The following is a 21535-nucleotide window of genomic DNA, read 5'->3' on the forward strand; positions in this document are numbered from 1 at the left end:
GGCGGCCAGCACGTCGGCCATCTTGGCCGAGTCGTACTCGTTCATCTGGCAACCGTGGGTCTTGATGTAGAGCTTGCCGCGCGCGCCGCCGGCAACCGTCGGCTTGACGCCGGGCAGGGGAATCAGTTCAGGAGTGGTCATTTCAACAGTAGGCGCGGCGGAGCCGGCCGAATTCGGCAGGGATGTAGCTGGCGTCCCGGGCATGGCGCTTATTCCAGACGGGTGGGCGGGCAGGCGGCTGGGGCCGCATCGAAGCGGGCTATTGTATCGGCCCGGGATGCCCGGCGCGAAACCGAATCGCGTCAAATACTTGGCAAGCCCCATTGAAGCTGGGAGACTCCCCGCCCATGAAGGGGATTTTGGGGATCACCGTCGTTCTTGCTGCTGCATTGGTCGCGTCGCCGGCCAGTGCGGGCACGCTGTACAAGTGCATCGGCAGCGACGGGATTCCCAACTACGTCACCAAGCGGATTGGCGGTGCCAGCTGCAGCGTGGTCAGCAGCTATCGGCCCTCACGTGAGGCCCCGCCGCCGCGCGTCACCACTGCGCCGGTGCCGGCACCGCTTGCGGTCACCAATGCCGTACCTGCGGCCGGTGAGCGCAGCCCCACCACCTTGACCGCGCAGTCCGCGCCCACCGCGGTGGCCCCGACTGCGGCGCCCGCAACGGCGGGCCGCGCGCAGCGGGTGGTCAGCGGCCAGGTCTATGCCTACATGAAGGACGGGGTGCGGCATTACACCAGCACCCGCCCGACCCAGGTGGCCAACGTCGGCGCGGTACGCACCATCCATTACAGCTACATCGAGCGCTGCTTCGCCTGCGGCGTGAACTCGACCGTCAACTTCGGCTCGGTGCGCCTGAACACGCAGGCCTACAACGCCGAGATCGCCGCTGCGGCCCGCGAGTTCGGGGTGGAGGAGGCAGTGGTGCGGGCGATCATCCACGCCGAGTCGGCCTTCAACCCGACCGCGCTCAGCCGTGCCGGTGCCCAGGGCCTGATGCAGCTGATGCCGGCCACGGCACGTCGCTTCGGTGTGTCCGATTCCTTCGACGCCGGCCAGAACATTCGCGGCGGTGTGCAGTACCTGTCCTGGCTGCTGCGCCGGTTCAACGGCAACCTGACCCTGGCTGCGGCTGGCTACAACGCCGGCGAAGGCGCCGTGGACCGTCACGGTGGCGTGCCTCCTTATAAGGAGACACAGTATTACGTGCAGCGCGTGGCACAGCTGGCCGACCGTTACCGGGGCGAGCAGGCGAGCCGGCAGTAGCCCGGCCCGGTCGTGCTGCGGCAGGCCGTGACAAATTCCGCAGCTTGGTGTTTGATCGCGTTGTGCGAGCGTTAAGCGTTCCGCTACACTCGCGAACGATTCGATTCAAAGCGGAATGGCCCCCACCAGACCGCTGGCAGCCTCACGCTACCTAATCAATTCGGAGTGCCGGATGGCCAACGATGGGGTAAACGATCCAGTCAACACCGGACGTCGGCGGTTTTTGACAGCAACCACAGCCGTGGTAGGTGCAGTCGGCGTCGGCTTCGCAGCGGTACCGTTCATCAAGTCGTGGAATCCCAGCGCTCGTGCCAAGTTGGCCGGTGCCCCGGTGACCGCCGACATCAGCGCCCTGCAGGAAGGCCAACGGCTGATCCTGGAATGGCGTGGCCAGCCGATCTGGATCGTCAAGCGGTCCAAGGCCATCCTTGAAGCCCTGCCGGGCTTGGATGGGCGTTTGAAGGATCCTGAGTCCGGCAACAAGGACCAGCAGCCGGATTACGTGCTCAAGGCCAATCCCGAATACCGCTCGATCAAGCCGGATGTCTCCGTGCTGGTGGGCCTGTGCACCCATCTGGGCTGCTCGCCGGAAATGGTTGCCGAGATCCGCCCCGAGCCCTATGACGCACAATGGAAGGGTGGCTATTTCTGCCCCTGCCACAAGTCGCGTTTCGACATGTCCGGCCGCGTGTTCCAGGACGTGCCGGCGCCGATCAACCTGTTGGTGCCACCGCACCACTATGTGGATGACAACACCATCGTCATCGGCGTCGATCCGCAGGGGGCAGCCTGATCATGGCCGACAACATCCTTACCCGCACCGCCACCGGCGTTGCCAACTGGGTCAATGAGCGTGCGCCGGGGCTGATGCCGGTGTACCGCAAGCACGTCAGCGAGTACTACGCGCCGAAGAACTTCAACTTCTGGTACTACTTCGGTTCGCTGGCGATGGTGATCCTGGTCAACCAGATCGTCACCGGCATCTTCCTGACGATGCATTTCAAGCCCAGCGCGGCTGAAGCGTTCGCATCGGTGGAATACATCATGCGTGACGTGGAGTGGGGCTGGCTGATCCGCTACATGCACAGCACCGGCGCCTCGCTGTTCTTCATCGTGGTCTACCTGCACATGTTCCGCGGGTTGATGTACGGCAGCTACAAGAAGCCGCGCGAGCTGGTGTGGATCCTCGGCATGCTGATCTACCTGGTGTTGATGGCCGAAGCCTTCATGGGCTATGTGCTGCCCTGGGGCCAGATGTCGTTCTGGGGCGCCAAGGTGATCATCTCGCTGTTCGGTGCCATCCCGGTGATCGGCAACGGACTGACCGAGTGGATCATGGGCGACTACCTGCCCGGCGACGCGACGCTCAATCGCTTCTTCGCGCTGCATGTGATCGCCATGCCGCTGGTTCTGCTGTTGCTGGTGGTGCTGCACCTTGGCGCGCTGCATGAGGTCGGGTCCAACAACCCCGATGGCGTAGAGATCAAGAAGGGGCCGAAGGGCAACCGCTGGTCACCGACCGCGCCGACCGATGGCATTCCGTTCCATCCGTATTACACGGTCAAGGATCTGGTGGGCGTCGGTTTCCTGCTTACCCTGGCGGCCTTCATCATCTTCTTCGCGCCGGTGTTCGGCGGGCTGTTCCTGGAGCATGACAACTTCACCGAGGCCAACCGCCTGGTGACGCCGGAGCACATCAAGCCGGTCTGGTACTACACGCCTTACTACGCCATGTTGCGCGTGGTGCCCAACAAGCTGGGTGGCGTGATCGTGATGTTCTCGGCGATCGCCATCCTGTTCCTGGTGCCCTGGCTGGACAAGGCCAAGGTCAAGTCGATCCGTTACCGTGGCCCGATCTCCAAGGTGATGCTGGGCGTGCTGGCGGTGTGCTTCGTGTGGCTGGGCGTGATTGGTTCCGGCCCGGGTACCGCGATCTGGGAAACCTGGGTCGGGCGGGTGCTGACCTTCCTGTACTTCGCCTTCTTCATCACCATGCCCGTTTGGACGCGGATCGACAGCACCAAGCAGGTACCGGACCGGGTGACGACGCATGACTGACAAGTGGATTGTGCGGTTGGCCATGGCCGCCGCGATGATGTTCTGCGCGCCGGTATTCGCTGCCGAAGGTGGTGGCCTGATGCAGGCGGGCAATGACCTGGGCGACCGGGCCTCGCTGCAGCGTGGCGCGCAGGCCTATATGAGCTATTGCTCTGGCTGCCATTCGCTCAAGTACCTGCGTTACTCGCGCATGGCGGACGATCTGGGCCTGAGCGAGCAGCAGGTGATGGATAACCTGAACTTCACGGGTGCGGCTTTCGGTGAGCAGATCCAGGTGTCGATGCCGCACGACGAAGCGACCAAATGGTTTGGCAAGATGCCGCCGGACCTGAGCTTGATCTCGCGCGTACGCGGCAGTGACTGGGTCTATAGCTACCTCAAGTCGTTCTACGTGGATGAGTCACGTCCGTTGGGCTGGAACAACAAGGTCTTCCCCAACGCCTCCATGCCCAACCCGTTGTGGGAGCTGCAAGGCCAACAGCACGCCATCCATGGCAAGGCCGAGCAGGAAGGCATCGATCCGCCCGTGGTCGGCCTGAAGATCGAGCGGCCCGGCAAGGTAGATGCACGGGAGTACGACCAGACCGTTCGCGATATCACCAACTTCCTCGAGTACGCCGGCGAACCCGCCGCGTTGAAGCGTCAGAGCCTGGGCGTGTGGGTGGTCCTGTTCCTGGCGCTGCTGACCTTCCTGGCCTATCTGGTCAAGACCGAGTACTGGAAGGACGTGCATTGAGGGCGATTTGCATCGCTAGAACCCGGGGATGGGTATAGGGTCTTGGCAAGTGCGCCTATCGGTAGGCACACTCGGGGTGACCGTGGCGACCGTCGGCAATGGGTCGACGGGGCCGTAAGGCCGGCGGATTCCGGCCGTTGGAGAGCCTTTGATGGCGGCGAGTGTGCGTATGCGTAATACCTTGACTTTGTTCTCTGCCAACGACGATGTCCTCTGTCATCGCGTGCGGCTGGTGCTGGCGGCCAAGGGCGTGAACTACGACCTGGTGCCGGTTGATGCGCAGAATCCGCCAGAAGACCTGATCGACCTCAACCCGTACCACTCGGTGCCGACCCTGGTTGAGCGCGAGTTGGTGCTGTACGCGGCGTCGGTGGTCAGCGAGTACCTGGATGAGCGCTACCCGCATCCGCCGCTGATGCCAGTGGATCCGTTGTCACGTGCGCGTCTGCGCCTGGCGATGCTGCGCATCGAGCACGATTGGGTGCCGCAGGTGCAGGCCATCCAGTTGGGCAACAAGACCCAGTCCGAGGCAGGGCGCAAGCGCTTGAAGGAACTGGTGGCCCAATCCGTGCCGCTGTTCAAGGCAAGCAAGTTCTTCCTGAATCCGGAAATGAGCCTGGCCGACTGCGCGATGGCGCCGATCATCTGGCGCCTGGAGTCGTTGGGCGTGGCACTGCCCAAGGATGGCAAGGCCATCGAGGATTACGGCAACCGCATCTTCCGCAACCCGGGTTTCATCCGCAGCCTTACCGATCAGGAAAAGAAGCTGCGCGACCTGCCGGTCTGAGCGGCGGTAGCGGCTGTATGCCGACTTATCGATCACCGCCGCACGGCGGTGATCGCGCTTCAATGCCGCGTACACTTACCGCATGACTGAAGAAATTTTCCGGATGAGCAGCCATCGCCCCTATCTGTTGCGCGCGCTGGTGGAGTGGATCAACGACAACGGCATGACCCCGCACTTGATGGTCGATGCCGGCGTGCCGGGCGTCCAGGTCCCCAGCAGTGCGATCAAGGAAGAGCGCGTGGTGTTGAATATTGCCGAGCGTGCCGTGGTGGGCTTGCACATCGACAACGAGTACGTGAGTTTCACGGCGCGTTTTGGCGGCACCAGTTTCCCTGTGAGCGTGCCGATTTCGGCGGTGCTTGCGGTTTATGCGCGCGAGACCGGACAGGGCATGGCCTTGCCCGATGACATCCCGGGGGCCGAATCGCTGCCGGGTGATGACGACGATACGCCGCCGCCCAGCGCGCCCGAGCCGCCACCGGCGGGCAAGCGCCCGTTCCTGCGTGTGGTGAAGTAACCCCGCAATCGCCGCCGAAGGGCGGCGATTTTGTTTTCGGAGTTTGCGGCGGGGCGTTTGCTGCGACCGGAATTTGCCCAGGGCGGCACCTGGCCCGCTGCCTTTGCGGCGGGCGAGTACAGGGGGCGGGCAGGAGCCCTTTGAGGTCTTTCAGCGGTTGCTTGCTTCGCGGCTTGCACCGCTCGTGCCGTGGTTCAGATGTCTTCGGCTTCTTCGGTGCTTTGGCGCAAACGGCCGATCTGCGCGGCGGCGGGGCCGCTGAACGACACCAGTTCACGGCCGCGCAGCACCATGCGCCCGGTGTGGCGCTCGACGCCATCGTAGGAGTAGTCGAAGCGGAAGCTGCGTTCGAAACCCAGCCAACCGTTGGGCAGGCGGCACAGACGCATGCCGGTGGCGTGCACACTCTGGTCCAGCCATTGCACATCGGCAGCGCGACAGGCGTTGCGGCCAAGTTCGGTGGCGCGGTCGGCTGCTGCGCGGGAGCGGTCCCAGAACGCAAAGCCGATGGCACCGACGATCATCAGAATAAGTAGCGTAGGCATGCCGCTACTTTAGGGTATCGCGCGCTGCTTCGTGCGAGGCCCGGAGTGCCGTAGGCAACGGCACCGGGCGGATGGGTTCAGCGCGTCGGTGGGACCGGCTCGTCCGGCGGTGGCGGCAATGGCGCTGTCGAGTTGAACACCGGCGTCGGCGCAGGAGCGGGCGCGATAGCGGTGAGCTTCAGCAGCGCCGCCCAATCCTGCCGATTGAGGTTGCATTCCTCTTCCTGGCCAGGCGAGCAGCCGGTTTCGATCGCCGAGACCATCGGCTGTGCAGCGGCGGCCTTCGGCAGCTCGATCAGGCCGGTGCGGTCAAGGCCGAGTTTGCGCATGACCACGCTGTTGGCCACGTTGCCGCCAATCAGATAAAGGGTGCGGTCGCCACCGACATTGGCGCCGATCACGATCTCGCAATGGGACTTCCAGTTGCCGGTACGGCCGCTGCCCAGGGCCTCTACCAGGCCGGCATAGTTCAGCGTGCTGCTGCGGTCGCGCAGAAAGCACAGCATGTCGCCGGGAGCGGGCTTCTCGACCGCAGGATCGGTCAAACGGTAGGGGCTGCCGTTCGCCCCGCCTTGGTAGGCCGCGCGGATGTAGTCGATATGGCGGGGCGAGCGCGCAAAACCGGGAACCGCGGCGCGGGTCATTACCCAGGAAATGAAGGCGGCTGACCACGGATTGTCGATCAGGAAGGCGCGGCAGTCGCTGTCGGTATAGCGATTGCCGGCCGGCTGCATGCAGCTGGAGGCACCGGGAATGGCGCCCATCGGCGCCAGCGTGCCACTTTCGCGCCAGTAGCCGGCCACGCGCTGCCAGGCGACCAGGCCGTTGTCGGCCAGATTGTCGGATTCGGCTTCGGTCACCCCCAGGCTGGCGATGCGGCCGTCACGATCAATGAAGGGGCGGTACCACAGGCGGTGTTCACCGCAGGCGGCGCGGACCACCGCCTTGCCGGTCTCACTCAAGCCAAAGCGGGGTGGAACATCGCAGGCCTCCACCGCGTGTGCGGCGAACGCGGGGGCGAGCAGGGTAAGGCCGCACAACAGGTACCGGTAAGCCACGGCAGACTCCGCGGGGGGATGGGGGCAGTGTCGCAGGCCGGGCTGTATGCAGGCCGTGAGTCAGGCCGGCGGCGGGCCCAGCTTCAGCGACAGGTCGATGGCCTGGACGTGCTTGGTCAGGCCGCCGATGGAGATGCAGTCCACCCCGTCCTCGGCGATGGCGCGCAGGCCAGCAAGGTCGACGCTGCCGGACACTTCCAGGGGAATGCGGCCGGCGGCAATGCGCACGGCATCGCGGCGCATGGCCGGGCTGAAGTCATCGATCAGGATACGTTCGCAGCCTGCGGCCAAGGCTTCCTCAAGTTGCGCCAGGTCCTCCACTTCCACCACCAACGGCAGGCTTGGCTGTTGGCTGCGTGCAGCGCGTACGGCTGCGGTCAGCGAGCCAGCGGCGCGGATGTGGTTTTCCTTCAGCATGACCGTATCGAACAGGCCGATCCGGTGGTTGTCACCCCCGCCGCAACGCACGGCGTACTTCTGCGCCAGGCGCAGCCCAGGAAGGGTCTTGCGGGTGTCGAGGATGCGCGCCTTGGTGCCGGCGACGGCCGCCACGTAGCGGGCGGTCGTGGTGGCGGTGGCGGACAGGGTTTGCATGAAGTTCAGCGAGGTGCGCTCGGCGCTGACCAGGCTGCGGCTACGCCCGGACAGGGTTGCCAGCACCGTGCCGGCCTTGACGTGGTCACCTTCCAGCACCCGCCAATGGATCTGCACCTGGGGATCGAGTGCGCGATGCGTGGCATCGAACCAGGGGCGGCCGGCGATCACCGCGTCCTGCTTGCACAGCAGGTAGGCGATGTCGGCCGTATCCGGTAGCAGCGCGGCGGTGACGTCACCACTGCCGATGTCCTCGGCCAGGGCGCGGGCGACATCGGCCTCGATGACCTCCTGGGCCGGCGCCTGGGGCGGGTGCGGCAGTGTCATTTGGCGGGGAAGTCGGCGATCTGGGCGGTGGCGATGGCTTCATCGGCCAGCAGCACCGGAATGCCGTCATCCACCCGGTAGACCGTCTTGCGGTCTGCCGTGATCAGGGCTTCGCGCAGTGGCTGCGCCTGTGCGCTGCCGTCGGCGCGGAGCAGGGCGCCTGCGCCGATGGCGCGGTTGATGGCGTCCAGGCCGGCACTTTCAAGCAGGGCCAACGGCTGGCGGGTATCGGGGGCGACGAGCAGGTCTAGCAGTTTGCGGTCCATCAGTTCGTGGTCTTGCCGGGAAGACGGCTAGAATACGTCTTTGCAGCAGGTGACGGCCAATGACCCCCAACCACCCCGCGCCGCTAGTCGGCATCGTGATGGGTTCCCGCTCCGACTGGGAAACCATGCAACACGCCGCCCAGAAGCTCGATGCTCTGGGTGTGCCTTATGAAGTGAAGGTAGTCTCGGCCCATCGCACGCCGGACGTACTGTTCAGCTACGCCGAGCAGGCCGGTCCGCGCGGTCTGCGCGCGATCATTGCCGGTGCCGGTGGCGCCGCCCACCTGCCGGGCATGCTGGCCGCCAAGACCGCATTGCCGGTGCTGGGTGTGCCGGTGCAGTCCAAGGCGCTCAATGGTATGGATTCGCTGCTCTCGATCGTGCAGATGCCGGCCGGTATTCCGGTTGCCACGTTTGCCATCGGCAATGCGGGTGCCTCCAATGCGGGGTTGTTTGCCGCAGCGATGCTGGCATCGTCCGAGCCGCAGATCGGTGAGGCACTGGAACAGTTCCGTAGCCGCCAGACCGAAGACGTCATGGCCAGCGACGATCCGCGCCTATGACCACGGTTGGAATTCTGGGGGGTGGGCAGCTGGCCCGCATGATGGTGCTGGCTGGCGCGCCGCTGGGGCTGCGCTTTGTCGTGTTCGATCCCGCCGCCGATGCCTGTGCAGGGCAGGTGGCGCCGCTGCATGTCGGGGCATTTGATGACGCTGCCGCACTGGCCGAGTTTGCGGCCAAGGTGGACGTGATCACCTTCGATTTCGAAAACGTGCCGGCGGCCAGTGCCCGTTGGTTGGCCGAGCGCAAGCCGGTCTATCCCAACCCCGCTGCCCTTGCGGTGGCGCAGGACCGCCTCAGCGAGAAGACCTTGTTTCAGGGGCTGGGTATTCCGCTGCCGCCGTTCGCCGATATCGGCAGTCGCGATGCGCTGGCTGCCCGTGTGGCCGAGTTCGGCACGCCGTGCATTCTCAAGACCCGCCGCCTGGGATACGACGGCAAGGGCCAGTTCCGGATCCGCAGCCAGGCAGACGTGGATGCTGCATGGCAGGCGTTGGGCGCGCAGGTCGAGAAAACCGGGTTGATACTGGAAGGTTTCGTTGCGTTTGACCGTGAGGTCAGCGTGGTGGCCGTGCGCGGCCGCGATGGCGAGTTCCGTGCCTGGCCGTTGACCGGCAATTGGCATGTGGACGGTGTGCTCTCGGCGAGCCTGGCGCCTGCGTCGGTCACGCCGGCGCAGCAGGCTATCGCGATTGATTACGCCCGTCGTGTTGCCGAACATCTGGACTATGTGGGTGTGTTCGCGCTGGAGCTGTTCTGCCGTGGCGATGAGCTGCTGGCCAATGAAATGGCGCCGCGGGTACACAATTCCGGTCATTGGACCAGTGATGGTGCCGAGACCTCGCAGTTCGAAAACCATCTGCGTGCGGTGCTCGGCCTGCCCCTGGGGGATACCCGTGTGCTGGGTCAGGCCTGCATGCTGAATTGGTTGGGGCAGATGCCCGATGCCGCACCGGTACTGCGCGAGCCTTCCGGCCATTGGCACGATTACGGCAAGCAGCCGCGCGAAGGACGCAAGGTCGGTCATGCCAACCTGCGCGCCGATACCGTGGTGGAACTGGCCGACGCGCTGCTGCGCGTGGGCGAGGCCCTGGGCCGGCAGGCGCAGGTGGCGCCCGTGGTGGAAACACTGCGTCGCACCGGCATGACATCGAACTAAGCATTGCAGGGGTATGGTTCTCCGGTCCTTACCGGAGAACCACCATGCTTGACTGGAATGACTACCGCCGCGAGCTCAAGGGTCGTATCGGCGAGTTCGGCAAACTGTCCCCCGACACGCTCAAGGGCTACCTGACCCTGAGTGGCGCCGGCGCGCAGACCAATCATCTGGACGGCAAGACCCGCGAGTTGATCGCGCTGGCGGTGGCCGTGACTACGCGCTGCGATGGTTGCATCACCACGCACGTGGATGCCGCTCTCAAGCAGGGCGCGAGCCGCGAGGAAATATCCGAAGCCTTGGGTGTTGCGGTCGCACTGAACGCAGGCGCGGCAATGGTGTACTCGGCGCGCGTGCTTGATGCCGTGGCTGCGCACGATTGAGGTTGGTGCCGGTTCGGCGCGAATTTGATTGCCGTTGGACGGGCCGGCTGACGTGCGCCGGTGCCGTGGCCGTTTTGCGCTTGCCCGGGATGTCGTGACGGCTTGGTTTGAAGCCGTCACTCCCGTGCGGGCGGGGGCACGACCGCGTTTGGCCTTGGCTTCAGCTACCCGCGTCGATGGGGACTTACTTCCCTGCGCAAGGATGGCTTGGCATCTCAGCCAAGTTGCGCCGTTGCGAAATCCCAGTTCACCAGTTTCCAGAAGGCCTGCAGGTAGCGCGCGCGTTCGTTTTGATAGTCGGTGTAGTAGGCGTGTTCCCACAGGTCACAGACCAGCAGTGGCGTGCTGGCGCCGGTAAGCGGGGTATTGGCGTTGCGGGTGGTAACCACGGCCAGCTTGCCGTCCGGGTGCCTCACCAGCCATGCCCAGCCGGAGCCGAATACCGCCAGTGCGGCCTTGTTGAATTCGTCCCGCAGCTTCTGCACGTCACCAAACTGGCGGTTGATCAATTCAGCCAGTACGCCGTGCGGTTCGCCACCGGCCCGCGGATGCAGGCACTGCCAGAAAAAGGCGTGGTTCCATGCCTGTGCGGCAGCGTTGAAAAGGCTGCCCTGGCTTTGCCGCACAATCTCTTCCAGCGTGGCATCGGCCAGTTCGGTGCCCGCGATCTGCGCATTGACTGCATCCACATAGCCCCGGTGGTGGCGGCTGTGATGCAGGTCCAGGGTTTCAGCGGAAATGTGCGGTTGCAGCGCAGTGCGGGGGTAGGGCAGCGCGGGTAGTTCCAGGGGCATGGGGCATTCTTTTTTGTGGCAGGACGCCGGGAATCGGTCGGCTCGGATTACAATGGCCGACCACGGGAAAGTCTATCCGACCAGGACGGGCCGTTCTTTCGCAATTGGGAGAATTTGAATGCCGGTGATGGAGCAGATCCAGACAGAAGTTGAGCAGCATGCGCTCGTTCTGTTCATGAAGGGCACACCGCAATACCCGATGTGCGGCTATTCGAGCCGTGCCGTACAGGCACTGCTTGCGGCGGGGGCGGCGAACCTGCGCACGGTCAATGTGCTGGAATTTCCGGAAGTTCGCGCCAACCTGCCACGGTTCTCCAACCTGCCAACCTTTCCCCAGTTCTTCATGCATGGCGAGCTGATCGGTGGCTGCGACATCATTCTGGAGCTGTTGGAATCCGGTGAGCTCAAGCGCATCGTTGCCGAGGCGGGGCAGGCGTGAGTGCCCAGCCCAGGGGGATGGCGGGTGCCGATCTGGCGGGTCGGGTGATTCTGATTGCCGGAGCGGCCGGTGGGTTGGGGGCGGCCGCAACCCGTGCCTGTACTGCAGCCGGGGCTACGGTGGTCATGCTGGGCCGCAAGGTGGCCAAGCTGAACCGGGTTTACGACAGCGCCGCGCCGCTGGGCGCTGAGCCGTTGCTGTATCCGCTGGATCTGGAAGGGGCCGGGCCGGACGATTACGTCGCGCTGGCCGAACGCCTGCAAGGCGAGCTGGGCCGGCTTGATGGGGTGCTGCATTGCGCTGCCGATTTTGCCGGCCTGACACCGTTCGCACTGGGCGACCCGGCAGCGTTTGCCCGCGCAATTCATGTCAATCTCACCGCGCGTGCCTGGCTTACCCAGGCCTGCCTGCCGCTGCTGCGTCAGCGGGATGACGCGGCGGTGGTGTTTGCGCTGGATGATCCGCAGCGCGTGGGACAGGCGTATTGGGGCGGCTACGGCGTGGCGCAGTACGGCCTGCGCGGCCTGATCGAGAGCCTGCACCACGAGCTGCGCAATGGCCCTGTACGGGTGAGCGGCATCCAGCCCGGGCCGATGCGCACCGGGCTGCGCGCCCGCGCCTATACCCACGAGGAAGACAGCGCCCCGGTTGACCCGGCCAGCTATGCCGATGCCTGTGTGCAGCTGTTGGCGGCCACCGGCGGTTCTTGGCGCGGCAAGGTGATGGATCTCACGGCGTGACCATCCTGTCGGCAGCCTTGCTGCTGTTCCTGATCCTGGACCCGCTGGGCAATATCCCGGTGTTCCTGAGCCTGCTCAAGCCGCTGACGCCGAAACGCCAGCGGGTTGTGTTGGTGCGCGAGTTGCTCATCGCGCTTGCTGTGCTGATGGGGTTCCTGTGGGGTGGCAAGTACGCGCTGGAGCTGATGCACCTGCGCCAGGAGTCAGTGGCCATCGCCGGCGGCATCGTCCTGTTCCTGATCGGCATCCGCATGATTTTCCCCAAGCCCGAAGGCTTGATGGGCGCGGTGCCGGATGGCGAGCCGTTCATCGTGCCGATGGCGATCCCGCTGGTGGCCGGGCCTTCAGGCATGGCAGCGGTGATGTTGATGGGCAGCAACGAGCCCGAACGGCTGGGTGACTGGAGCCTGGCCTTGCTGCTGGCGTGGGGTGCCACGGCGGCGATCCTGATGTCCGCGACCCTGCTGTACAAGCTGCTGGGTGCTCGCGCGCTGACCGCCCTGGAGCGGTTGATGGGCATGCTGCTGGTCGCGATTTCGGTGCAGATGCTGTTGGACGGCTTGGCGACCTACCTCGGTTCGTTGGCTTAACCGATTGATTTGTCGCTTTTTGTCATGTTGCGCCGCCGCACGACTGTCTTATTGCAGTCATAAACTGTCATTACCGTGTTAACCTTATCTTAACCGTTGCGGCTGCAACCGCTTCGGAAGGGACCCCCAAGATTCAAGCCGATCAGGCGCCCGGTTGACCCCGGGGCTGATGGATCGCGTTTTTTCTCAATCGCCAACTCGTATCGAGGCTACCCACAATGAATCACCCTCGCATCCGGATGTCCAAGCTCACCCTTGGTCTCGTCGCCGCGCTCGCGGCTGCACCGGCTTTCGCTCAGAGCACCTCCGCCGGTGTCGGCGGCCAGGTCACCTCGTCCGCCGGCCAGCCGGTGACCGGTGCCGAAGTCACCATCACCCACGTTGAGTCGGGCACCGTCAGCCGCGCGACCACCGATGCGTCGGGTCGCTACAACGCGCGCGGCCTGCGCGTCGGCGGTCCGTACACCATCACCATCACCAAGTCCGGTGAAGGCACCAAGACCGAAGAGGGTGTCTACCTGAACCTGAATCAGGTCAACACGGTGAACGCCGCGCTGACCGGTGACATGGCTGCGACCAACCTGGAAGCCGTGCAGGTTCTGGCTGTCGGCGGTGGTTCGGAAATCTTCAGCGCCAACAAGATGGGTACGGGCAGCAACATTACCCGTGAGACGATGGATGCACTGCCGTCGGCCAACCGTAACATCCAGGACTACATCCGTCTGGATCCGCGCATCTCGCAGGTCAGCAAGGCCGACGGCGCGATCTCGGCCGGTGGCCAGAACACCCGTTTCAACGCCATCCGCATCGACGGCATCGGCGCAGGTGACCCGTTCGGCCTGGAATCCAACAACCTGCCGACCGAGCGTCAGCCGGTGTCGATGGACGCCATCCAGGAAATCAACATCGACCTGGCCAACTACGACACCACCATCTACGGTGGTACCGGTGCGGTGATCAACGCCGTGACCAAGTCGGGTACCAATGAATTCCACGGTACCGTCTACGGTTCTTACCGTGACAAGGACATGCTCCGTACCCGTCTGGAAACCGACAAGGGCGATTTCAACGGCTTTGACGACGAGAAGACCTATGGCATGACCTTTGGCGGCCCGATCGTCAAGGACAAGTTGTTCTTCTTCGCCAACTACGAGAAGTACGAGCGTTCGGCACCTGGCGTGGCCGTCAGCGATTCGCCGTACGGCAAGGGCAACATCACCGACGCCGACATCACTGCCGCGCAGAACTACATGTCGGGCCTCGGTTACGACATCGGTAGCCTGAACGCCCCGGCCAACAAGACCGAAATCGAAGAGTATGCGGTCAAGCTGGACTGGAACATCAACGAGAACCACCGCGCCGCGCTCCGCTACAACAAGATGGAGCAGAACGTGATGCGCTTCCCGGGCATGGCCACGGGTACGGTATCGCTGAGCAGCCACTGGTATGCGCAGCCGAAGATCTATGAAACCTGGATGGGTGAATTGTTCTCCGACTGGTCCGAGAACTTCTCCACCGAGTTCAAGGTGTCGCACAAGGACTATTCGGCCAACCGCGTGCCGACCGTCAACCTGCCGCAGATCCGGATCAACGGTTTCGCCAACAATTCGGCGCTGCTGTTCGGTACCGAACAGAACTCGCACGTCAACATCGTCGAGTCCAAGGAGCTGAGCGCGTTCGGTGCGGCTACCTGGTACCTGGGTGACCATACCGTCAAGTTCGGTTTCGACTACTCCGACAACGACCTGATGAATTTCTACGGTCGTAACCTCAATGGCGTGTACACCTTTGCCAACATGCAGGATTTCCTTGCAGGCAAGCCGAGCCAGTACCAGCTGCGTGCCCCGCGTGCGGACGGCAGCCTGGCCGATATCCCGGCTTCGTTCAAGCTGAAGAACACCGGTGTTTTCGTGCAGGATACCTGGGCCATCAACTACAATCTGAACCTGATGTTCGGCGTGCGTGTTGATATGCCGGACTTCAGCGACCAGCGCCTGTACAACCCGGAAATCGAGAAGATCTACGGTTACAACAACACCAACCTGGTTGATGACAAGCTGGTGCAGCCGCGCCTGGGCTTCAACTACACCTTTGACAGCGATCGTCCGACCCAGCTGCGTGGTGGTATCGGTCTGTTCGGTGGTGCTGCCCCGAACGTCTGGCTGGCAGGCGCCTACCAGAACACCGGCCTGAACTACGTCGAGTACGATCTGCGCGGTGACCAGGCTCCGGCATTCGACCCGACCCTGCCGCCGTCCACCGCTGGCATGACCCCGGGCGCGGCCCGCATGAACGTTGACCTGATCGAGCCGGGCACCAAGCTGCCGTCGGTGTGGAAGACCAACCTTGCGTTTGATCACGAACTGCCGTGGTACGGCATCGTGGCATCGGCCGAACTGCTGTTCACCAAGGTCAACGACGCGCTGTATTTCCAGCGTCTGGACCTGTACAACGCCAATGGCGTGGGTGCGACCGCGATCGGCCAGGACGGTCGTGAGATCTTCTGGAACGCCGCTGGCCTGAACCCGGACAATGCCGGCAAGTTCGGTATGGAGAACGGCACCGGTGGTGCAGGTAACCGTGCCAACCGTCCGAGCAACGTTGGCGACGTGATGTTGCTGCGTAACACCAGCAAGGGCCGCAGCTCGCAGGCGACTTTCTCGCTGAGCAAGGCGATGACGGAGAGCTGGGGCTGGTCGCTGGGTTACACCTACACCCAAGCCAAGGAAGTCAGCCCGCTGACCAGTTCGCAGAACACGTCGAACTGGAACAACACGATGGTCTTCAATTCCAATGAAGAAGTGGCCTACGATTCGCGTTATGCCATCAAGGATCGTGTGACGGGTACCGTTGAGTGGAAGCACAACTTCTTCGGTGACAACGCCACCCGCATTGGCCTGTTCTATGAAGGCCGCTCGGGCCGTCCGTTCAGCTACATCTTCTACAACGATGCGAACGGCGATGGTGCCTCCACCAACGATCTGTTCTACGTGCCGTCGGGTTATGGTGACGTGCTGTTCGGCAAGGTCGTGAACGGCAAGTTCCAGCAGGATGCCGCCATGGAGAAGTCGTTCTTCGACTGGCTGGATCAGAATCCGGACCTGGCTGGCTACAAGGGTCAGGTCGTGCCGGCCAACTCGCATCGCGCAAAGTGGGTGAACAGCTTCGACGTTCGCATCAGCCAGGAATTGCCGGGCTTCATGAAGGGCCACAAGACCGAGGTGTCGCTGGACATCATGAACGTCGGTAACCTGCTCAACAAGAAGTGGGGCCTGATCGACGACTACGGCTTCTATTCGACCCGTCGCGTCGCCAACTACGGCGGCATCGATCCGGAAACCGGCAAGTACATCTACCAGTTCACCGGTTCGACCGACAACCCGACGATCCAGGAAAACAACAACGACAAGGGCAACACCGGTGTGTCGCGCTGGTCGATGATGCTGAGCCTGAAGTACAAGTTCTGATCAATTGATTGATTGGATGTAACACGAAAACGGCCGGGGCAACCCGGCCGTTTTCCTTTTCACGGGGGGAGCGCTAAAGTCGGTCGCCAATGAAAGGAGTTGAAGTGGAAATGACCAAGAGTGAAGGGGCAGCGAGGGCGCTGCCGGTACAGGATGCGCGGATCTATCCGCGCGGTGGCCTGGACGTGCTGTCGCGGGCTGAAGTGGCCCGTCTGCGCGATGCCTCCAGTGGCGGCATGCATGAACTGCTGCGCCGTTGTGCGCTGGCCGTGCTGACCAGCGGCAGCGCATCGGACGATCCCCGTGCTGCCCGCGACCTGTATCCGGATTTCGACGTGCAGGTTACCCAGCAGGACCGCGGCGTTCGTATCGATCTGAGCAACGCGCCAGCGATGGCATTCGTTGATGGCGAAATCATTCGCGGCATTGCCGAACTGTTGTTCTCGGTGGTGCGCGACCTGGCCTATATGGCCATCGAGCTGGGGCCGGAGTACGCCTCCGATCTGGAGAGCTCGGACGGCATCACCAATGCTGTGTTTGGCGTATTGCGCAATGCGCGCATCCTGCAGCCCAGCGATCCCAACCTGGTCGTGTGCTGGGGCGGTCACTCCATCTCGCGCGACGAGTACCTGTACACCAAGCAGGTCGGGTATGAGCTGGGCCTGCGTGGCCTGGATATTTGCACCGGCTGCGGCCCGGGTGCGATGAAAGGCCCGATGAAGGGCGCCACCATTGCCCATGCCAAGCAGCGCAAGACCAATACCCGCTACATCGGCATCACCGAGCCGGGCATCATCGCCGCCGAGTCGCCGAACCCGATCGTCAACCACCTGGTGATCATGCCGGACATCGAGAAGCGCCTTGAGGCGTTCGTTCGTTTGGGCCACGGCATCATCGTATTCCCGGGCGGCGTGGGCACCGCCGAGGAGATCCTGTATCTGCTTGGCATTCTGCTGCGCGAAGAGAACAAGGATCTGCCGTTCCCGCTGATCCTCAGTGGGCCGGCCATCGCCGCGCCGTACTTCGAGCAGATCGACCGTTTCATCCGCCTGACCCTGGGTGATGAAGCCGCCGAGCGCTATGAAATCGTGGTGGGCGACCCGGTGGGCGTTGCCCGCCGGATGTCACAGGGAATCAAGCGCGTGCGCGAGTTCCGCCTGGCCCATCGCGATTCGTTCTTCTACAACTGGCAGGTTGATATTCCGCTGGCTTACCAGCAGCTCTTTGTTCCCACCCATGACGCCATGGCGGGCCTGGACCTGCACAAGGGGCGTCCGGCGCCGGATCTCGCTGCCGATCTTCGGCGTGCATTCTCCGGCATTGTGGCGGGCAATGTGAAAGAAGAGAGCATGGCGCGTATCGAGGAGTTCGGACCGTTCAAGATCCACGGCGACCCCGAGATGATGCAGGCGCTGGACGCACTTCTGCGCGCCTTCGTCGAGCAGCGCCGCATGAAGATCTCCGGTGAGTACCACCCGTGTTACCAAGTGGTTGCATGAGGCTGTCGGTCAGATCGGCAGGATGATGGTGGTGATGTGGCGACCGTCTTTGATGTGTGTCGTCACATCTCCCCTGCCGCCGGTCAGTGCCCGGATTCGGGCACGGGACGACTCCAGGCCAACCTTGTGGCCGGTGTGCAGGTTTGGTGCAGTAGCCGGTGGCAGCTGGTTTTCGATGGAGATTTCCAGACGGTCGGCCCTCTGTCGCATACGGACATCAATCTGTCCGCCCCCGGGCGAGGGCTCGACCCCGTGGCGGATGGCGTTCTCGATCAGGGGTTGGATGGAAAGGGTTGGAATCTGTCGTGCCGGGATAGGTGAAGGCAGGTCCCAGTGGATGCGCATGCGTTCGCCAAAACGCAGGCCTTCGATCTCTGCATAGCGCTGAGAAAGCGCGATCTCTTCCCTGAGCGGTATTTCCCGCGGGCCAGCGAGGGCGGCGCGAAAAAGATCCGCCAGATCAAGCAGCAGTCGCTCTGCCTCCTGGGGGCGCTGGTGCACCAGTGCGGCGCCCGTGTTGAGCGTGTTGAAGAGGAAGTGGGGGCGGATTCTGGCTTGCAAGGCCTCTAGTTCGGCCTGCTTGGCGCGCACGGCCAGTTGCCGGAGGCGCCAGTGGCTTTGGAATGCGATCAGCGCCAACAGCCCAACCAGCAGCGCCAAGGTGCTGATCTTCGCTGCAAAAAGGGGCCAGCCTTCCGTTGGTGCAAGCCAGGTGTTGTGAAGTACCAGCCAGGCCAGGGCGGTGACCAGCCAGGTGCTGCAGATTAGCGCCGCAAGGGCGACGCCGGCGATCTGTGCAGGACTGGCGCGTCGCAGGCGTCGGCGTGCCAGGTAAAGCAGTGCCAGCGAAGCCAAGGCCACCCATTGGATGATGAAGGAGGCCAGTCCGAAATAGGTCAGTAGGTCCACTCGTGCGCTTTGGGACAGGGTCAACAATGCGGCCAGTGCCTCGCCGGTCAACATGATCCGGATGATGGTCTGGGCCTGGGAGAGCGGATCCAGTGGATTGAGCTCGGTCTGCGGAGGCGTGGTCATGGAATCTGGAAATCCCTGCGCTTGCGGTTGAGGGAGGGGGTAGCCACTCATGCGGTAGATCGGGCCGTTCATCCCTGAACCGATGGAGAGCAGGGGCGTGGACAAATAGAGTAAGTCGTCCAAATGGGGAAGGGTATGCCCAGTAATTTTCCAGCCGCCGGTCGCGCGCCGCCGCTGCGGCGTGACAAGGGGTTCAGCTTGGTGGAGCTGGTGGTGACGGTAGCCATCGCCGCCATCCTCGCGGCGATCGCAATTCCGTCATTTCGTTCGATCATCAATTCCAGCCGCCTGACGTCCCATGCCAATGAATTGGTCGCATCCTTGCAGCTGGCGCGCAGCGAGGCGATCAAGCGCAACGCCCGCGTTTCGGTCTGCGGTAGTGCGGACGGCGCAACGTGCGGCGGAGGCTGGAACAGTAATTGGCTGACGGTCCTGGAGTCGGACGGTACCGTCCTGCGGGTCAACGCGGTCAAGGCTCCCGTGCAGGGGTCTGGCACGGACCGGATCACGTTCCGGTCTGATGGGCTGTCCAGCAGTGCTGTCAACAGTGCGATCACTTTTTGCATACCCACTGAATCTCCGGCGGAGAACCAGCGTGTCGTCACTCTTTCCTCACCTGCGCGCGTAAGCGCCGGTCGGGCTGATGGCGGTGGCGCATGTCCTTGATGCGGGGTGAGAACCAATGAAGAACAATATGTTTCGCCGCCTGCGCGCGCCAACAGCAAGGTCGCAGAAGGGTGTGAGCCTCATCGAGGTGATGGTTTCGGTTCTGGTGCTGGGGGTTGCGTTGCTGGGTATCGCCGCGATGCAGGCCACCGCGCTGAGGAATGGTCAAAGCTCCTTGGAGCGCAGCCAGATCGTCGCCTATTCCTATTCCGCCATCGATGCGATGAGGGCCAACCGCCAGGAGGCATTGGCCGGCGCTTACAACACTGACGGCATGGAATGCGCTGTGCCCAGTGGCGGCAGCCTCGCCCAGGATGACCTGGCCAGTTGGATCAGCTCGCTGAAGAACGGCATTGCCGGCTCGGCCGACGACGAAAGCGTCTGTGGGCAAATTGCCTGCGCATCCGAGGTGTGCACAGTGACCGTGCAGTGGGACGACACCCGTGGCAAGCAGAGTGATGCTGCGGCCGACAATGCTGACAATGTGGAAGGTGGCGCTCAACGCCAGGTGCAGACGGTGGTCAGGCTATGAGGGGCGTGCGTGCAATGAGGATGAGTTCGCGGGCCCGCATGGCTGGCATGACCTTGATTGAGCTGATGATCTCCTTGTTGATTGGCCTGGTGGTATTGGGTGCGGTCGCAATGATCTTCCTGTCCAGCCAGCAGGCATACCGAACGACGGATGGCTTGGGCAAGGTCCAGGAGAACATGCAGTTTGGTTTCGAGATGATGGCAAGGGATATTCGTGAAGCGGGTGGTAACCCCTGCGACATCGACTTGCCGGTGGCCAATGTGGCCGACTTGGGTGGGGCAAACTGGTGGAGCACCTGGTCTCAGCCGGTACAAGGCTATGACAACGGTGGTTTGACCGGCTCGGTTGCCGGCACCGATTCGCTGCAGTTGCTGCTGGTTGGTGACGCACTTGCCAACGTCAGCGCGCATGCCGGCACGGTGCTGACGGTTGATAATGCCGCCGGTTTCGCGACCAATGATGTGCTGATGGTTTGTGACACCAAGCAGTTGGCGGTTTTCAGGGCGGGTGCCATCACCGCCACCAGCGTGAGCCATTCCAACGGTGGCAACTGCAGCAACAGTCTCAACGTGCTGCCTGCGCCTTGCAATGCTGCGGCGCCCGCCTATCTGTATCCGCGCAATTCGGTGGTCAGCAAGCTAAACGGGGTGCGTTGGTTCATCGCAGAGAATGGCCGAGGCGGCCGCTCCCTTTTTCGCATTCTCAACGGTGGGGCGCGGGAAGAAATGGTGGAAGGCGTGACTGACATGCAGTTGACCTATCTGCAGGACCCCGCAACCACGACCTACCAGGCGGCTGGCGGCGTATCGGGTTGGCAGGACGTCACGTCCGTTCGTATCGCCTTTACTGTCAACAGTGATAGTGCCGTGGGCACCGGCAATGTGCCGCTGACGCGACAGTTGGAGTATGTGGTTACCTTGAGGAGTCGCGCGCAATGAATACCCGCCATCATCTGCGCACATCCGTGCTTCGGCAGCGAGGCGCCAGTCTGCTGGTTGTGTTGATCATCCTGGTGGTGATAACCCTGATCGGTCTGGCAAGCATCCGTGGGACGCTGTTGCGCGAGCGCCTGAGCGGCAATATGTATGACCGCAGCCTGGCCTTCCAGTCCGCAGAGTCCGCACTGCGCGAGGCCGAGGTTGCGGTGCGTGCGGCCGTGGTCGGTGGCTCCTCCATTGGTGTGGACTGCAGCCTGCCGGCAACGGCGTGTCCGATCCCTCCTGCCAATACGTATGCCGGCGGCGGTGCAGGCTGGATCAATGGCACTGCGACGCAAACGCTCGCCGCTGGCCAACCGCAGTACTACGTCCAGTATCTGGGCCAGCGCGAAAGTACCGACGAGTTGCAGCAGAACCAAAGTGCCAATGCCAATCAATATGGCGGCGGTGGGGGCGTCACGCTGGAGTCGTTCTATCGCATCATCGCGCGCAGCCACGATCCGGCGGTGGTAACCGACCGCGCAGTGGTCGTCCTGCAATCCAATATCACGGTCAAGTAAGTACCGTCGCCTTGGGGCT

At 63.3% G+C, this 21535-nt stretch carries 24 protein-coding genes and 1 pseudogene; 18 read left to right on the forward strand and 7 right to left on the reverse strand.

All coding sequences use genetic code 11. The features are described 5' to 3' along the window. Nucleotides 1-141 (reverse strand): annotated as a pseudogene (locus tag RT460_RS16345) (tRNA (N6-isopentenyl adenosine(37)-C2)-methylthiotransferase MiaB); the annotation flags it as partial. Nucleotides 142-347: 206 nt separating this feature from the next. Between RT460_RS16345 and RT460_RS16350 the strand changes: the two are divergent. From RT460_RS16350 to RT460_RS16375, 6 genes are all read left to right on the forward strand, one after another. Continuing rightward, nucleotides 348-1268 carry a lytic transglycosylase domain-containing protein gene (locus tag RT460_RS16350; RefSeq protein ID WP_313320340.1) on the forward strand — a complete coding sequence of 307 codons (921 nt, stop codon included), beginning with the start codon at nucleotides 348-350 and terminating at the stop codon, nucleotides 1266-1268. A 172-nt stretch (nucleotides 1269-1440) separates the two neighbouring features. Further along, a complete protein-coding gene (gene petA, locus RT460_RS16355; RefSeq protein ID WP_312914426.1) occupies nucleotides 1441-2061 on the forward strand; it encodes a ubiquinol-cytochrome c reductase iron-sulfur subunit in 621 nt (206 codons plus the stop codon). 2 nt (nucleotides 2062-2063) lie between these two features. After that, nucleotides 2064-3326 carry a cytochrome bc complex cytochrome b subunit gene (locus RT460_RS16360; RefSeq protein ID WP_313320342.1) on the forward strand — a complete coding sequence of 421 codons (1263 nt, stop codon included), beginning with the start codon at nucleotides 2064-2066 and terminating at the stop codon, nucleotides 3324-3326. Then, nucleotides 3319-4062, forward strand: a complete 744-nt coding sequence (locus RT460_RS16365) for a cytochrome c1 (protein WP_313320344.1) — start codon at nucleotides 3319-3321, stop codon at nucleotides 4060-4062. Before RT460_RS16360 ends, RT460_RS16365 begins: the two co-directional genes overlap by 8 nt. 151 nt (nucleotides 4063-4213) lie before the next feature. Then, a complete protein-coding gene (locus tag RT460_RS16370; protein ID WP_313320346.1) occupies nucleotides 4214-4849 on the forward strand; it encodes a glutathione S-transferase N-terminal domain-containing protein in 636 nt (211 codons plus the stop codon). Nucleotides 4850-4931: 82 nt separating this feature from the next. Next, nucleotides 4932-5366: a ClpXP protease specificity-enhancing factor gene (locus RT460_RS16375; RefSeq protein ID WP_313320348.1), complete on the forward strand. Its 435-nt coding sequence runs from the start codon at nucleotides 4932-4934 to the stop codon at nucleotides 5364-5366. 194 nt (nucleotides 5367-5560) lie between these two features. Here the strand turns inward: RT460_RS16375 and RT460_RS16380 are convergent, their stop codons facing one another. From RT460_RS16380 to RT460_RS16395, 4 genes are all read right to left on the reverse strand, one after another. Next, nucleotides 5561-5911 (reverse strand): DUF3301 domain-containing protein, encoded by a 351-nt coding sequence (locus RT460_RS16380; protein WP_313320351.1) that lies wholly within the window; start codon nucleotides 5909-5911, stop codon nucleotides 5561-5563. A gap of 77 nt (nucleotides 5912-5988) precedes the next feature. Then, entirely contained in the window at nucleotides 5989-6969 is a 981-nt protein-coding gene (locus tag RT460_RS16385) for a DUF2272 domain-containing protein (RefSeq protein ID WP_313320353.1), read from the reverse strand. 60 nt (nucleotides 6970-7029) lie between these two features. Further along, nucleotides 7030-7890 carry a carboxylating nicotinate-nucleotide diphosphorylase gene (nadC, locus tag RT460_RS16390; protein WP_313320356.1) on the reverse strand — a complete coding sequence of 287 codons (861 nt, stop codon included), beginning with the start codon at nucleotides 7888-7890 and terminating at the stop codon, nucleotides 7030-7032. Next, the gene (locus tag RT460_RS16395) at nucleotides 7887-8156 is read right to left on the reverse strand and encodes a Trm112 family protein (protein WP_313320358.1); all 270 of its coding nucleotides are present in this window, start codon (nucleotides 8154-8156) and stop codon (nucleotides 7887-7889) included. The genes nadC and RT460_RS16395 overlap by 4 nt, the downstream gene beginning before the upstream one ends. Nucleotides 8157-8215: 59 nt before the next feature. Here RT460_RS16395 and purE point away from each other — a divergent pair, with 59 nt between their 5' ends. Genes purE through RT460_RS16410 form a run of 3 tightly spaced genes read left to right on the forward strand, consistent with a single transcriptional unit; the run spans nucleotide 8216 to nucleotide 10256 of the window. Beyond that, complete coding sequence (gene purE, locus RT460_RS16400; RefSeq protein WP_313320360.1) at nucleotides 8216-8719, forward strand: 5-(carboxyamino)imidazole ribonucleotide mutase; 504 nt, start codon at nucleotides 8216-8218, stop codon at nucleotides 8717-8719. After that, complete coding sequence (locus tag RT460_RS16405; RefSeq protein ID WP_313320363.1) at nucleotides 8716-9876, forward strand: 5-(carboxyamino)imidazole ribonucleotide synthase; 1161 nt, start codon at nucleotides 8716-8718, stop codon at nucleotides 9874-9876. Before purE ends, RT460_RS16405 begins: the two co-directional genes overlap by 4 nt. A gap of 44 nt (nucleotides 9877-9920) precedes the next feature. Next, entirely contained in the window at nucleotides 9921-10256 is a 336-nt protein-coding gene (locus RT460_RS16410) for a carboxymuconolactone decarboxylase family protein (RefSeq protein ID WP_313320365.1), read from the forward strand. A 215-nt stretch (nucleotides 10257-10471) separates the two neighbouring features. On the opposite strand, the gene RT460_RS16415 is transcribed toward RT460_RS16410, so the two are convergent. Further along, nucleotides 10472-11050: a superoxide dismutase gene (locus RT460_RS16415; protein ID WP_313320368.1), complete on the reverse strand. Its 579-nt coding sequence runs from the start codon at nucleotides 11048-11050 to the stop codon at nucleotides 10472-10474. Nucleotides 11051-11168: 118 nt separating this feature from the next. On the opposite strand from RT460_RS16415, the gene grxD reads away from it, so the two are divergent. The 5 genes from grxD (at nucleotide 11169) to ppnN (ending at nucleotide 17785) form a co-directional block, all read left to right on the forward strand. Next, the gene (gene grxD, locus RT460_RS16420; RefSeq protein ID WP_313320370.1) at nucleotides 11169-11489 is read left to right on the forward strand and encodes a Grx4 family monothiol glutaredoxin; all 321 of its coding nucleotides are present in this window, start codon (nucleotides 11169-11171) and stop codon (nucleotides 11487-11489) included. A gap of 17 nt (nucleotides 11490-11506) precedes the next feature. Continuing rightward, nucleotides 11507-12229 carry an SDR family NAD(P)-dependent oxidoreductase gene (locus tag RT460_RS16425; RefSeq protein ID WP_313320406.1) on the forward strand — a complete coding sequence of 241 codons (723 nt, stop codon included), beginning with the start codon at nucleotides 11507-11509 and terminating at the stop codon, nucleotides 12227-12229. Continuing rightward, nucleotides 12226-12819: a YhgN family NAAT transporter gene (locus RT460_RS16430; RefSeq protein WP_313320373.1), complete on the forward strand. Its 594-nt coding sequence runs from the start codon at nucleotides 12226-12228 to the stop codon at nucleotides 12817-12819. Before RT460_RS16425 ends, RT460_RS16430 begins: the two co-directional genes overlap by 4 nt. A gap of 218 nt (nucleotides 12820-13037) precedes the next feature. After that, nucleotides 13038-16286, forward strand: coding sequence for a carboxypeptidase regulatory-like domain-containing protein (locus tag RT460_RS16435; protein WP_313320376.1), 3249 nt, complete (start codon nucleotides 13038-13040; stop codon nucleotides 16284-16286). A gap of 110 nt (nucleotides 16287-16396) precedes the next feature. Continuing rightward, complete coding sequence (gene ppnN / locus RT460_RS16440; protein WP_313320378.1) at nucleotides 16397-17785, forward strand: nucleotide 5'-monophosphate nucleosidase PpnN; 1389 nt, start codon at nucleotides 16397-16399, stop codon at nucleotides 17783-17785. A gap of 9 nt (nucleotides 17786-17794) precedes the next feature. On the opposite strand, the gene RT460_RS16445 is transcribed toward ppnN, so the two are convergent. Then, entirely contained in the window at nucleotides 17795-18820 is a 1026-nt protein-coding gene (locus tag RT460_RS16445; protein WP_313320381.1) for a histidine kinase, read from the reverse strand. Between the two features lie 135 nt (nucleotides 18821-18955). Here RT460_RS16445 and RT460_RS16450 point away from each other — a divergent pair, with 135 nt between their 5' ends. From RT460_RS16450 to RT460_RS16465, 4 genes are all read left to right on the forward strand, one after another. Then, nucleotides 18956-19486 (forward strand): GspH/FimT family pseudopilin, encoded by a 531-nt coding sequence (locus tag RT460_RS16450; protein WP_313320384.1) that lies wholly within the window; start codon nucleotides 18956-18958, stop codon nucleotides 19484-19486. Nucleotides 19487-19502: 16 nt separating this feature from the next. Then, nucleotides 19503-20018 carry a type IV pilus modification protein PilV gene (gene pilV / locus RT460_RS16455; RefSeq protein ID WP_313320387.1) on the forward strand — a complete coding sequence of 172 codons (516 nt, stop codon included), beginning with the start codon at nucleotides 19503-19505 and terminating at the stop codon, nucleotides 20016-20018. 110 nt (nucleotides 20019-20128) lie between these two features. Then, nucleotides 20129-20956, forward strand: a complete 828-nt coding sequence (locus RT460_RS16460) for a PilW family protein (RefSeq protein WP_313320390.1) — start codon at nucleotides 20129-20131, stop codon at nucleotides 20954-20956. Next, the gene (locus RT460_RS16465; protein ID WP_313320393.1) at nucleotides 20953-21516 is read left to right on the forward strand and encodes a PilX N-terminal domain-containing pilus assembly protein; all 564 of its coding nucleotides are present in this window, start codon (nucleotides 20953-20955) and stop codon (nucleotides 21514-21516) included. The genes RT460_RS16460 and RT460_RS16465 overlap by 4 nt, the downstream gene beginning before the upstream one ends. Nucleotides 21517-21535 lie beyond the last annotated feature (19 nt).

The sequence above is a fragment of the Stenotrophomonas sp. genome, assembly GCF_032061965.1.
GTDB lineage: Bacteria > Pseudomonadota > Gammaproteobacteria > Xanthomonadales > Xanthomonadaceae > Stenotrophomonas.

Excerpts from the sequence above, each read along its gene's own strand:
- petA (WP_312914426.1), top strand. The coding sequence starts at position 1,441 with ATGGCCAACGATGGGGTAAACGATCCAGTCAACACCGGACGTCGGCGG.
- RT460_RS16450 (WP_313320384.1), top strand. The coding sequence starts at position 18,956 with ATGCCCAGTAATTTTCCAGCCGCCGGTCGCGCGCCGCCGCTGCGGCGT.
- RT460_RS16375 (WP_313320348.1), top strand. The coding sequence starts at position 4,932 with ATGACTGAAGAAATTTTCCGGATGAGCAGCCATCGCCCCTATCTGTTG.
- RT460_RS16395 (WP_313320358.1), bottom strand. The coding sequence starts at position 8,156 with ATGGACCGCAAACTGCTAGACCTGCTCGTCGCCCCCGATACCCGCCAG.
- ppnN (WP_313320378.1), top strand. The coding sequence starts at position 16,397 with ATGACCAAGAGTGAAGGGGCAGCGAGGGCGCTGCCGGTACAGGATGCG.
- RT460_RS16360 (WP_313320342.1), top strand. The coding sequence starts at position 2,064 with ATGGCCGACAACATCCTTACCCGCACCGCCACCGGCGTTGCCAACTGG.
- RT460_RS16465 (WP_313320393.1), top strand. The coding sequence starts at position 20,953 with ATGAATACCCGCCATCATCTGCGCACATCCGTGCTTCGGCAGCGAGGC.
- RT460_RS16435 (WP_313320376.1), top strand. The coding sequence starts at position 13,038 with ATGAATCACCCTCGCATCCGGATGTCCAAGCTCACCCTTGGTCTCGTC.
- pilV (WP_313320387.1), top strand. The coding sequence starts at position 19,503 with ATGAAGAACAATATGTTTCGCCGCCTGCGCGCGCCAACAGCAAGGTCG.
- nadC (WP_313320356.1), bottom strand. The coding sequence starts at position 7,890 with ATGACACTGCCGCACCCGCCCCAGGCGCCGGCCCAGGAGGTCATCGAG.
- purE (WP_313320360.1), top strand. The coding sequence starts at position 8,216 with ATGACCCCCAACCACCCCGCGCCGCTAGTCGGCATCGTGATGGGTTCC.
- RT460_RS16415 (WP_313320368.1), bottom strand. The coding sequence starts at position 11,050 with ATGCCCCTGGAACTACCCGCGCTGCCCTACCCCCGCACTGCGCTGCAA.
- RT460_RS16445 (WP_313320381.1), bottom strand. The coding sequence starts at position 18,820 with ATGACCACGCCTCCGCAGACCGAGCTCAATCCACTGGATCCGCTCTCC.
- RT460_RS16410 (WP_313320365.1), top strand. The coding sequence starts at position 9,921 with ATGCTTGACTGGAATGACTACCGCCGCGAGCTCAAGGGTCGTATCGGC.
- RT460_RS16350 (WP_313320340.1), top strand. The coding sequence starts at position 348 with ATGAAGGGGATTTTGGGGATCACCGTCGTTCTTGCTGCTGCATTGGTC.
- RT460_RS16380 (WP_313320351.1), bottom strand. The coding sequence starts at position 5,911 with ATGCCTACGCTACTTATTCTGATGATCGTCGGTGCCATCGGCTTTGCG.
- grxD (WP_313320370.1), top strand. The coding sequence starts at position 11,169 with ATGCCGGTGATGGAGCAGATCCAGACAGAAGTTGAGCAGCATGCGCTC.
- RT460_RS16365 (WP_313320344.1), top strand. The coding sequence starts at position 3,319 with ATGACTGACAAGTGGATTGTGCGGTTGGCCATGGCCGCCGCGATGATG.
- RT460_RS16460 (WP_313320390.1), top strand. The coding sequence starts at position 20,129 with ATGATCTTCCTGTCCAGCCAGCAGGCATACCGAACGACGGATGGCTTG.
- RT460_RS16370 (WP_313320346.1), top strand. The coding sequence starts at position 4,214 with ATGGCGGCGAGTGTGCGTATGCGTAATACCTTGACTTTGTTCTCTGCC.
- RT460_RS16405 (WP_313320363.1), top strand. The coding sequence starts at position 8,716 with ATGACCACGGTTGGAATTCTGGGGGGTGGGCAGCTGGCCCGCATGATG.
- RT460_RS16425 (WP_313320406.1), top strand. The coding sequence starts at position 11,507 with ATGGCGGGTGCCGATCTGGCGGGTCGGGTGATTCTGATTGCCGGAGCG.